Raw genomic sequence first — 11,527 nt, forward strand, 5'->3', positions numbered from 1 at the left:
GAGTCCGATTGGCGCTTCGAAATTGCTGCAGGGAGGGATGACGCATTCCGGATTGAAGTCCGATTTAGCTACTCGCTGGCTTTTCGTCCTTCAACCATCGAGCCAGCCACGCCTGCACTTCACCGTACCAGAACTTCGAGTTCTCGGCGTTGAGCACCCAATGGTTCTCGTCCGGGAACACGATGAGCTTGCTCTCGACGCGCTGGCGCTGCAGTGCGGACCAGTATTCGAGCGCGTTGTTGATCGGCACGCGGAAATCGTGCTCGCCGACCGAGACCAGTGCCGGTGTCTTGAACTTCGCCGCGTAGCGAATCGGATTTTGCTCGCGCCACACCGCGCCTTGCTCCCAGACCGGGCCGCCGTTGCCGATTTCGCGGCCGTAGATCGTGTCGGAGGTTCCCCACTGCGCTTCGAGGTTGACCAGGCCGGCGTGGCTGACGAGGCAGCGGTAGCGCGTCGTCGTCGCCTGCATCCAGTTCGACAGGTGACCGCCGTAGCTCGCGCCCGCGGCGCACTGGCGGCTCGCGTCGATGAAAGTATACTTCTTGATCGCCTCATCGGCGGCGGCATTGATGTCGTCGCCCGGACCTTTCAGCGGATCGCCCTGAATCGCCTGCGAGAACGCTTCGCCGTAGCCGGTCGAGCCGACGTAGTTGGTCAGCAGCACGACGTAGCCGGGCGCGGCGAGCAGGTGGTAGTTCCAGCGCAGCACCCACTGGTCGCGCCATTGTGAGAACGGGCCGCCGTGCATGACCACGAGCAGCGGATATTTCTTCGCTGGGTCGAAATGCGGCGGCTTCACGAGCATCGAGTCGATGCGCTGGCCGCGTGCGTTGGTGAAGGCGAAGTGCTCGACCGGGCCGAGGTCCAGCTTGGCCGCGCGCTCGGCGCTGAAATTGGTGAGCTTCTGCATCTTGCCCGAGGTGTCGAGGCGCACGATCTCCGGCGGCTCGCTCGCGGACTCGTACTGCGCGAGCAGCACGGGCGACTTCGGCCCACCGCTCAGGTTTGCCCAGGTGCCGTGCGCGGGCGCGCCGACGAGCTTGGCTTCCTTGTCGCCGGTCGCGGCGCGATAGAGTTTTTCCTGGCCGGCATCTTCGGCAGTCAGGTACACCGTGCGGCTGTCGGGCGCCGGCGCAAAGCTGCCGACCGAAAGATGATTCGGCAACTCGATGCGCGCGCGGGCTTTCGCGCTCGGCCAATCGATCACGGCGAGGCGCGAGGCGTTGTATACCGCACCCGTCTGCGGCGTCACCGCCGCGTAGAGCGTGCGGCCGTCGGTGCTGAAGCGTGGCTTGCCATAGCTGTCGCCCGCGTCGAGCGAGTCGGCACCGGTGAGGCGCTGCGGTTCGCCGCCGTCGACGGAAACCTGGAACAAGTCGGCGTTGGTGAACTGCCAGGCGGCGCGATCGCGATTGCGGCTGGCGACGAAGACGATGCTGCGGCCGTCGGGCGCCCAGGTCGAACCCGCGTTCTCGTCGGGCGCGGAATAGCCGGGCAGTTTCGCGAGCGCGCTGCCGACGAGGAGATCGCGCGCATCGTTCGCGCCAATCGTCTGCACGAACACGTGCGGGCGCGTGTCCTCGATCCACTTGTCGAAGTTGCGGATCGGAAAGCCGGTGTAGACGTGCGCCTTGTACTTGCGCTCTTCGTGTTCCTTGGCGATGCGCTCGTTGTCCTTGTCGTTCTTCGCTTCGGTGTAGACGTGGCTGGTGAACAACAGACGCTTGCCCTCGGGTGAGAACTCGGGCTCGGTGGCGCCGGTCGACAATGTCGTCGCCTTGATCGCTTCGCCACCCTGGGCCAGGTCGAGAATCCAGACCTGCGCAACCTTGTCGTCGCCACGCTTGGCTGCGAAGGCGATGCGTTTCGAGTCAGGGCTCCAGGCGATGCCGTTCTCCGCGGTCTTGCTCGCGGTGAGGCGCCGCGCAGGCGTGCTGCCGTCGGTGGCGACTAACCACAGGTGGGTCGCGCTCTCGTCCTTCTTGTAGCTCGGCTCGGTGACGTTGAACGCCGCATATTTTCCGTCGGGACTCGTGACCGGTGCGCCAACGCGAGGCATCAGCCAGAGGTCTTCGTGGGTGATGACCTTCTTTTCTTCGGCGTACGCTGAAGCCGTTGCCGCAAGCAGGAAGAAAAGAATGTGGCGGATTTTCATCGTATCTCCCCAACGCATTTTTCATCATTCCGGCGTCTGCCGGAATGACGTCTTTCACCTTGGCTTTACTGCTCAGATTTGTTTGAGCTTTTCGAACTGTTCCCGCAAGCCGGCCAATGTCGCGGAAAAGTCGGCAACACGTTGCCTTTCCTGCTCGATCACGGCCGGCGGCGTCTTCTCGCCGAAGTTGGCGAGCTTCGCGCTCGACTTCGCGAGTTCGCCGTCGAGGCGTTTGATCTCCTTTTCCAGTCGCGCCTTCTCCGCCGAGAGATCGATCAGACCGGCGAGTGGAATCAGCAATTTCATCTCGCCGACGATCGCCGCGGCGGAAGCGGGCTCGGCTTCGCCTGCGCTGAGCCAGCGTTGCGATTCGGCCTTGGCGAGAAACGCGATCTGTGCGGCGAACTTGTCCGTACGCGTGTGATCGCTGGCGCTGCCGTTTGCGTAGAGCAGCGGAATCGCCTTGCCCGGCGCGATGTTCATCTCGCTGCGGATGCGGCGGATCTGGGCCAGCACCGCGCGCAACCATTCGATGTCGGCGCTTGCGGTCGCATCGTCGGCGGGGAAATCCTCGGCGCGCGGATAGCTGCGCTGGGTGATGCTGGTTTCCTTCAAGCCGAGCAACGGCGCGACCGACTGGTAGATTTCTTCGGTGATGAACGGCGTGATCGGATGCAGCGCACGCAGCGCGGCTTCGAGCACGGTCAGCAACGTGTGTCGCGTCGATTCCGCTGCGGCCTTGTCGTCGCCGTTGAGCGCCGGTTTCGCCAACTCGACGAACCAGTCGCAGTATTCGTTCCAGACGAATTCGTACAGTGCCTGTGCGACCAGATCGAAACGGTAGAGTTTCATCTGCGCTTCGACATCCGCGAGCGTCGCGCGCAGGCGCGCGAGGATCCACTGCTCGGCTTCGGTCTGCGGCCGCGCGGGTGCGACTGGCGGTGCCTCGATATTCATCAGCACGAAGCGCGCCGCATTCCACAGCTTGTTGCAGAATGCCTTGTAGCCCTCGGCGCGCTTGAGATCGAAGTTGATCGTGCGGCCGTAAGTTGCCAGCGCGGCGAAGGTGAAACGTAGCGCATCGGTGCCGACCGCGGCGATGCCGTCGGGATAATCCTTGCGGATACGCTTCTCGACCTTCTCGCGCACCTGCGGGATAAGCAGCGAAGCGGTCGATTTCTTCACCAGCGAGTCGAGGTCGATGCCATCGATCAGATCGAGCGGATCGATCGTGTTGCCCTTCGACTTCGACATCTTCTGGCCTTCGGCGTCGCGCACGATGGCGTTGATGTAGACCTCGCGGAACGGCACTTTGCCGGTGAAATACTGCGTCGCCATGACCATGCGCGCGACCCAGAAGAAGATGATGTCGAAACCGGTGACGAGCACCGCGCTCGGCAGGAACGCTTGATCCTGCGGCCAGTTCGCGACGATCTCGCCGCGCTCGTTCTTCACCGGCGCCTCGCTCGGCCAGCCCATCGTCGAGAACGGCCATAGCGCGGAGGAGAACCACGTATCGAGCACGTCCTCGTCCTGCTTCAGCGCGCCAACCGGTTTCGTGCTCGCGTGCGCGAGCGCGTCGGCCTCGTCCTCGCCGACGAAGATATTGCCGGCTTCGTCGTACCAGGCCGGAATCTGATGCCCCCACCAGAGCTGGCGGCTGACGCACCAATCCTGGATGTTTTCCAGCCATTGGTTGTAGGTCGTCGCCCAGTTTTCCGGCACGAATTTGATCTCGCCGTCGCGCACCGCGGCGAGCGCGGGTTCGGTGATCGCTTTGCGGCCGCCCGGGCCGGGTTTGCCGTCGACGCGCGTCTCGCTCGTGAGATCGAGGAACCACTGATCGGTCAGCATCGGCTCGATCACCGCGTCGGTGCGCTGGCTGATCGGCACCTGCAGCTTGTGCTTCTTTGTCTCGACGAGCAGGCCTTCGGCTTCGAGATCGGCGAGCACGGCCTTGCGCGCGGCGAAGCGATCGAGGCCGCGATATTTTTCCGGCGCGTTGTCGTTGATCTTCGCATCAAGCGTCAGGATCGTGATCGGTGTGAGTTTGTGGCGCGCACCGATCTGCCAGTCGTTGAAGTCGTGTGCCGGAGTGATCTTGACGCCGCCGGTGCCGAATTCGCGGTCGACGTAGTCGTCGGCGATCACCGGAATCTCTCGTCCGGTCAGCGGTAGCTTCAACGTCTTGCCGATCAGCGCCTGGTAACGCTCATCTTCCGGATGCACCGCGACGGCGACGTCACCGAGCATCGTCTCCGGGCGCGTCGTCGCGACGACGATGCCTTCGCCACCGTCGCTCGCGGGATAGCGGATCAGCCAGAGCGAGCCTTCCTTTTCTTGGTTGTCGACCTCGAGGTCGGACACGGCAGTCATCAGCACCGGGTCCCAGTTCACCAGACGGCGACCGCGATAGAGCAAGCCGTCGCGGTACCACTGCACGAACACGCGGCGCACGGCGGCGGACAAGCCAGGATCCATCGTGAAACGTTCGCGCGACCAATCGACCGACGCGCCCAGGCGGCGCATCTGGTTGGTGATCGTCGAACCGGATTCCTGCTTCCACTCCCATACGCGCTCGACGAACTTCGCGCGACCGAGATCGTGGCGCGACTTGCCGGCGGCGGCGAGCTGGTTCTCGACGATCTTCTGCGTCGCGATGCCGGCGTGGTCGGTGCCGCCCTGCCACAGCGCGCGGAAACCGCGCATGCGGTGGTAGCGCGTGAGCGCGTCCATGATCGTCTGCTGGAACGCGTGGCCCATGTGCAGCGTGCCGGTGACGTTCGGCGGCGGCAGCAGGATGCAATACGGGGTGCCGTCACCGCGTGGCTGGAAGTCGCCCGCGGCTTCCCACGCGGCGTACCACTTGTCCTCGATCTGGGCGGGTTCGTAGCTCTTTTCCATACGGGCGTCGGTAAATCCTCCGTCGGCCGCAAGCGGCGGGCGGAAAACAGAAGGGGAAGAAAGGAGCGGCAATTGTAACGATGTGAGGCGGTTCGCCCAAGTCGTACCGCGGCGAGAATTATCCGCCGCTTGGCTCTTCGCCGATCACGCTCGGCGTGCCGACGTAGAGCAGGACAACCTTGGATTTGCTTTCGTTGCGTGAGGAATGCGGCGACTGCGAATTGAAATGCATGCTGTCACCGGGGCCGAGCACGGTCTCGATCTCGCCGACGCGCGCGTGGATACGGCCCTTGAGCACCATGACGAATTCCTCGCCGTCGCGCTGATCGGTCGGGAAGGCATGGCCGGGCGGGATTTCCATGAGGATCGCGTCCATCATGCGATGGATCAGGCTCGACGAAAGATCGTAGAACGTGACCGGCGAATTGATGCGGATGCGCGGGCGTTCCTTGGCGCGGCAGACGATGTTGCGCTCGGTCGGGCTTTCGAGGAAGTACTGCAGATCGACCTTGAGCGCCTTGGCCAGCGCCATCAGCGACATGATCGACGGCACCGTCTGATTGCGCTCGGCCTGGGAGAGGAACGGCGCCGACAGGCCGGCGCGCGCGCCGAGCTCGCTCAGGGTCAGGCCGAGCTGCTTGCGCCGGTGCTGGATGCGCGCGCCCATGCCGATGTGCAGCTTGCCGAGGCGCGGTTTGGTTTTTCGCTTGGCGACCGTGCTCATGCGTTTGCTCCCTTGTTTTCTTTTCCCCTCTTCCCGTGCAGAAGGGCCTCCCCGTGATGCTTCAGCGTCCGCCTGCAGGCCGGACCGGCACTTCGATGTTGCAGACGTCGATATGTCCGGCCGCTACCGCATACCACTCTTCGCGATGGTTGCGGCGCGATTCGATGTAGGCGTCGAACGTAGGCGTGTCGGTGCGCAGCACTTCGAGCGCCACGCGTTCCTTCTCCGGCACGTCGGCGGCGACGCGGATGCTCTTGATCGGCGTGCGCTGCTCGGGTTTTTCGTACAGGCTGTAAGGCCCGGTGCCGCGCGGCAGCGTCGACAGTAGCTCGACGCCCTTGACGACGCGGCCGACGACGGTGACGTTGCGGTCGAGCTGGCGCGGCGGCGTGCCGATGACGACGTAAAGTTCCGCGCCGCCGCCCGAGTCGGGCGCGTTGTCGCGACCGACGCCGACCGAGCCGTAGCAGTGGGTCAGCCACATGCGCTGCGCTTGCGGATCGCGTGCCGAGGCGAAGCCGTCGGAGAATCCGGTCGCCGGCGCGTAGCCGTCCGCGTCGGGTAGGCGCGTGAACGGCGCCTTCGCGTCGAGGGCGACGGTGAACTCGGGGGCGAGGTGGCGCTTGGCCGTCTTGATCGGCTTGCGCGTGGCTTCGTTCTCGTAGTCGGGGTCGTTCATCTGCACGACGTAGTTGTCCTGCGCGCGCACGATGAAGAGCCCGTCGTAGTACTGCTCGCGCGCCAACGCTCGGATGTTGGCGATGTGGTTCGGCGCGAACGCCGGGGCGAGTTCAATGACGACCCGGCCGTTGGGCAAGTCGAGGTAGAGCGTGTTCTGCGGATCGAGCGCGCGCCAGTCGCCGGGCTTGGCCGCGGCGAGCACAGCGGCGGTGGTCGGGGCGGAGGCGGGTTTCGCTGCGGTCACAGGTGGCTTGGCGGGGAGAGATGCGGCGAGCATCGTAGCCAAGCCGAGTGCGCAAAGCGATGCGATGCGCGCGGAGGAGCGTGTCGGACGGCTTCGATGCGGTTGGGTCATCGTCATATCCTCGATGGGTTTGCAGCAACCGTCCATTCATTCCCGAACGCGCGGGAATGAATGGACGCCGGATCACGGTGCTCAGAACCAGTAACGGAACGACGCACCGATCGTGCGCGGCTGCACGCGGTAGGCGCCGTCAGGGTAGAACGGCGTCGCCGACACCTGGCGGATCACGCCGTCGCTGTTGCCGAGGTTCTGCACGAATACCGAAGCTTCCATCGAACTCCACTGCACGCCGGCGCGCACGTTGAGCGTGTCGTAGGCGTCCATCACGCGGTAGAGCGAATTGGCCGGATCGAACTGGGTGGTGCGCTTGCCGACGTAATTCCAGCCGCCCCAGACAAAACCGTGCATGTCGGCACCGAGCGGGAACGTGTACTCGGCGTTCGCATTGAGCGAGACCTTCGGCACGAACGGAGCGAATTCACCCTTGAGCGCCGGCAATTCGGGCGTGTCCGCATCGATCGTGGAATGCGTGTAGGAACCGCCCGCCGTGACCTTCAGGTTCTGGATCGGGCGCCAGGCGATTTCCAGCTCTGCGCCCTTGCTGGTCAGGCCGGCCGCATTCTCGACGTAGTTGACGCCACAATTAAGGCCGCGGCGCACCTGCACGTTGTTCCATTTGATCAGGTACAGGCTGCCGTTGATGGTGAGGTGGTTGTCGAGCAGGCTCGCCTTGTCGCCGATCTCGTAGTTCCAAAGGCTGTCCGAGCCATAGTCGGTCGACGGATGCAGATTGTTCGCCTCCAGCTCGGCACCGCACAGGTTGAGCGGAATGACCTGGTTGATGCCGCCATAGCGGAAGCCCTTCGCCGCCTGCGCATAGACCTGGTTGCTCTCGTCGATGTCGTAGGCGACGTTGACCTTCGGATTGACGCCGTTCTCCTTCGAATGCTGCATGCCGTTCGACGTGGCGCCACCGTTGAAGAAGCCGGACTGGTATTGCCAGTGGCGTTCCTTCCAGTCGAAGGCGCGCAGGCCGCCGGTCAGGGAGAAATTGCCGACTTTGTACGTGCCTTCGCCGAACAGCGCGGCTTCCTCGATGTGCACGTTCTGGATGCCCCAGAACGGATAGTCCGGCGGCGCGCCGAAGTCGGCGCTCGGGAAGCCCGTGTAAGCATCCCAGCCCGGATCGGGAAAGGCGTTGGTGTAGCCGCGATTGCGCCGGTGATAGTAGGCGCCGGCAAGCCACTTGAGCACGCCATCGTCGTTCGAGACCGCGCGCACTTCCTGGGTGAAGTCGTTGAGATGCGTTTGGTCGGCCAGTGATGCCGTCGGACCGTTTGCCGAAAGGCCGAGCGCGGGATACGTCGAGGTGTAGATCTTGTCGAGGTTCCAGCGGTTGAGCATGTTCATCTGGAAATACGACGTCGACGAAACGATACTGCCCCAGCCGAGGGCCTGGGTCAGGGTGAGGTTCGACAGCGTGTAGTCCTCGTTCGAATTCTCCGGCGACTTGTACGAGCGCGTGTAGCTGCCGGTCTCGTCGAGGCCGCGGCCATGATCGCTCTGGTCGTGGGCCCAGATCGACAGGTCGACGGTGAGGCTGTCGGTCGGCAGTACGCGCAGCGCGACGCGCCCACCGGCGGCGTCGGCGCGGTTGATGTTGTTCTCGCCCGTGGTCGTGTTCTTGATAAAGCCGCCGTTGCGGTCGTCGTACATCGACACGCGCAGGCCGGCCACGTCCTTGACCAGCGGCACGTTGATCACGCCGCGCAGGTCGTAGCTCGTGCCGCCGTGATCGATGTCGGCGACCGAGGTTTCCACGCTGCCTTCGACCGTGTCGAGCAGCGGCTTGCGCGTGACGAGGCGGATCGCGCCGGCCATCGAGCCCGCGCCGTACAGCGTGCCCTGCGGACCGCGCAGCACTTCGACGCGCTCGAGGTCGAACAGGCCGAACTCGGGATTGAAGCCGTTGATCGCGACCGGTGCATCGTCAACATAGAGGCCGACGGTCTCCTGCGTCTGCGGATCGTCTTCCGAGGAATTGCCCGCGTTGACGCCGCGCATGATGATCTGCGAGCGGCCCGAGCCGGTCTTGAAGATGCCCAGGCTCGGCACGCTCGAGATCAGGTCGGTGAAGTTCTGCGAGCCGGCATTGGTCATGTCCTTGCCGTCGATCGCCGAGATGCTCATCGCCACCTTCTGCAGCGACTCGGAGCGCTTGTTCGCGGTGACTGTCACCGTTTCGAGCGAAGCGGACGTATCCGCATTCGCATCGGTCGGCTTGCCCTGTGGGTCGGCGGTAGCCGTCGTCGCATCGCTGGCCTCGGATGCATGGGCGCTGGCGAAAGTCAGCGCGGCAAGGGCACAGAAGACGGCGTGTGCAATTTTGTTGCGCGTCGGATGCGGCGCGCGAGATCGGACGGCGGAAGAAGCGCTGGAGCGTGTGTTCATTGGATGTTCCCCGGGGAGTGGAGTGGGCGGATGGCGGCATCCTGCCGGTGCTGCGGGTCTAAGGGCAGATCGGGCGATCGACCGCCGTGGCGTGTCGACACGACCTAGCGAAATCGCTGGCCGCGCGGGCTGGAACCGTCGGTCATCGAAATTCGATATGTCAAAAAAATTTGACGAATTGATAACGTTTTGACGGATGCATGTCAAGCGCAGCCGGCCTCCGCTCGCGCTGCGAGATGCGGAATTTCGCTGCGCAGCCGGCGAGGCCGCGGTTACATGTCGTGCTTGTTGACCTCGAAGCCGGCGGCCTTGTAGGTCTTCCAGCGCTCGCGCGAGCCGAGGCGTTGCGCCTCGTCGGCGGGGATGACTTCGAGCACACGCTCGAACAGGCCCGGCGCGCATTCGTCGCGCAAGTTGATCACGAGAGCGCGGTCCGGCGTCTCGGTGCCCGGCGCAACGATCAGCACCGGCGTGATCGCGTCGTCGTCGTCGCCGGCAATCTGGTGCGGGATGAACGCCTGCTCGTCGAACTCCCAAAGCTTCTCGTCGAGTGCGTCGGCCTGGTCGGCCGAACGCGCGAGGATTAGCGCCGGCTGCCCGGATTCGAACGCGCGCTTGGCCAGTTCGCAGACGAGCAACAGCGGATCGTCGAGAAAGCGCGGCTTGGCGATCAGGTAGAAGTCGGCGCGGGGCATTCGCAGGCAGGATTATTGAGCGCGGTCGAGCAGATACTGCACGAGCAGCGGCACCGGCCGGCCCGTCGCCGAGCCCTTGCGGCCTTCGTCCCAGGCGCTGCCGGCGATGTCGAGATGCGCCCAGCGGAAGCCTTCGGTGAAGCGCGCGAGGAAGCAGCCCGCGGTGATCGCGCCGGCGTACTTGCCGCCGATGTTGGCGATGTCGGCATAGCCGGTCTCGAGCTGGCTCTGGTAGTCGTCCCATAGCGGCAGGCGCCAGGCGCGGTCGAGCGTGGCCTGGCCTGCGGCGAGCAGTTCGTCGGCGAGCGAATCGTCCTGGGTCATCAGGCCGCTCGCGTGCTTGCCGAGCGCGACGACGCAGGCGCCGGTCAGCGTGGCCACATCGATGATCGTCTGCGGGTTGTACTTCTGCACGTAGGTCAGTGCATCGCACAGGATCAGGCGGCCTTCGGCGTCGGTGTTGAGCACCTCGACGGTCTGGCCTGACATCGTCGTGACCACGTCGCTCGGCCGCTGCGCGTTGCTGCCGGGCATGTTCTCCACCGCCGGCACGACGCAGACAAGGTTGAGCTTGAGCCTGAGCTCGACCGCGGTCAGGAACGCGCCGAGCACGCCGGCCGCGCCGCACATGTCGAACTTCATCTCCTCCATGCCGGCGCTCGGCTTGATCGAGATGCCGCCCGTGTCGAAGGTGACGCCCTTGCCGACCAGCGCGTAGGGTTTTTCATCGGCGCCGCCGCCTTTCCACTCGAGCACGATCAGGCGCGGCTTGTTCGCCGAACCTTGTGCCACGCCGAGCAGGGCGCCCATGCCGAGCTTGTACATCGCCTCCTCTTCAAGCACCTCACAGATCACGCCGGGGTGATCCTTGGCCAGCTGGTGCGCCTCGCCGGCAAGATAGGCCGGCGTGCAGATGTTCGGCGGCAGGTTGCCGAGTTCGCGCGCGAAGCGCACGCCCTTGGCGATGGCGGTCGCCTGTTCGAGCACGCTGGCGTCGCTTCCCGCCGGCGCGGCGAAGGCGAGCGCGTGCAATTCCGGCCGCGAAGATTTCTCGCGCGGCTTGAACGTCGTTGTGTATTTGTACGCCTGTGCGTCGCTGGCGAGCGCGGCGGTGCGCAGCTTCCAAGCGAGGTCCTTGCCGGGCACGTCGAGTTCGGCGAGGTAGGAGACGGCACTGTCGATCGGCAGACCCTTGAGCGCACGTGTGGTGTCGACATTGGCCTTCGCATAGCGCGCGGCATCGAATTTCTTCGCGTCGCCGAGACCGACGACAAGTACACGCGCGGCCTTGACGCCGACGAGACCGAACAGGGGTTGCGTCGTACCGGGCTTGCCCGACAGGTCGTTCGATTCGAGCAGACGCGTGATCGCGCCACCTGCGGCCGCGTCGATTCGCTGTGCGGCGGTGGAAAGCATGCGCTCGTCGAACACGCCGACGACGACGCAGGGGGTTTCCACGATCTCGGCGTTGCGCGATTCGAGGCTGAATTGAAGAGTCATTTCGTTACCGTATCGATTTGGAAAAAGAAAGCTTGCGCCGGCCGCAAGAGGTGCGGAATTGCGGGCGGAGAAGGGAAGACCTTCCCACTCGGCTACAATTAAGGCTGGGT

7 protein-coding genes are annotated in these 11,527 nt (G+C 64.5%); all 7 read right to left on the reverse strand.

All coding sequences use genetic code 11. The features are described 5' to 3' along the window. Positions 1 to 64: 64 nt before the first annotated feature. Positions 65 to 2,158, reverse strand: a complete 2,094-nt coding sequence (locus F455_RS0107615; RefSeq protein ID WP_018972689.1) for a S9 family peptidase — start codon at positions 2,156 to 2,158, stop codon at positions 65 to 67. 72 nt (positions 2,159 to 2,230) lie between these two features. After that, entirely contained in the window at positions 2,231 to 5,062 is a 2,832-nt protein-coding gene (locus F455_RS0107620; RefSeq protein ID WP_018972690.1) for a valine--tRNA ligase, read from the reverse strand. Positions 5,063 to 5,180: 118 nt separating this feature from the next. Beyond that, positions 5,181 to 5,786, reverse strand: a complete 606-nt coding sequence (locus tag F455_RS0107625; protein ID WP_018972691.1) for a helix-turn-helix domain-containing protein — start codon at positions 5,784 to 5,786, stop codon at positions 5,181 to 5,183. A 61-nt stretch (positions 5,787 to 5,847) separates the two neighbouring features. Continuing rightward, positions 5,848 to 6,822, reverse strand: coding sequence for a peptidylprolyl isomerase (locus F455_RS0107630; RefSeq protein WP_051084168.1), 975 nt, complete (start codon positions 6,820 to 6,822; stop codon positions 5,848 to 5,850). 81 nt (positions 6,823 to 6,903) lie between these two features. Next, complete coding sequence (locus F455_RS20080; protein WP_018972693.1) at positions 6,904 to 9,222, reverse strand: TonB-dependent receptor; 2,319 nt, start codon at positions 9,220 to 9,222, stop codon at positions 6,904 to 6,906. Between the two features lie 272 nt (positions 9,223 to 9,494). Next, positions 9,495 to 9,917 (reverse strand): DNA polymerase III subunit chi, encoded by a 423-nt coding sequence (locus F455_RS0107640; RefSeq protein WP_018972694.1) that lies wholly within the window; start codon positions 9,915 to 9,917, stop codon positions 9,495 to 9,497. 12 nt (positions 9,918 to 9,929) lie between these two features. Then, on the reverse strand, positions 9,930 to 11,417 hold the full coding sequence (locus F455_RS0107645; protein WP_018972695.1) for a leucyl aminopeptidase: 1,488 nt from the start codon (positions 11,415 to 11,417) through the stop codon (positions 9,930 to 9,932). Between the last annotated feature and the right edge of the window lie 110 nt (positions 11,418 to 11,527).

The organism is Rudaea cellulosilytica DSM 22992 (genome assembly GCF_000378125.1).
In the GTDB taxonomy this organism is placed as follows: domain Bacteria; phylum Pseudomonadota; class Gammaproteobacteria; order Xanthomonadales; family Rhodanobacteraceae; genus Rudaea; species Rudaea cellulosilytica.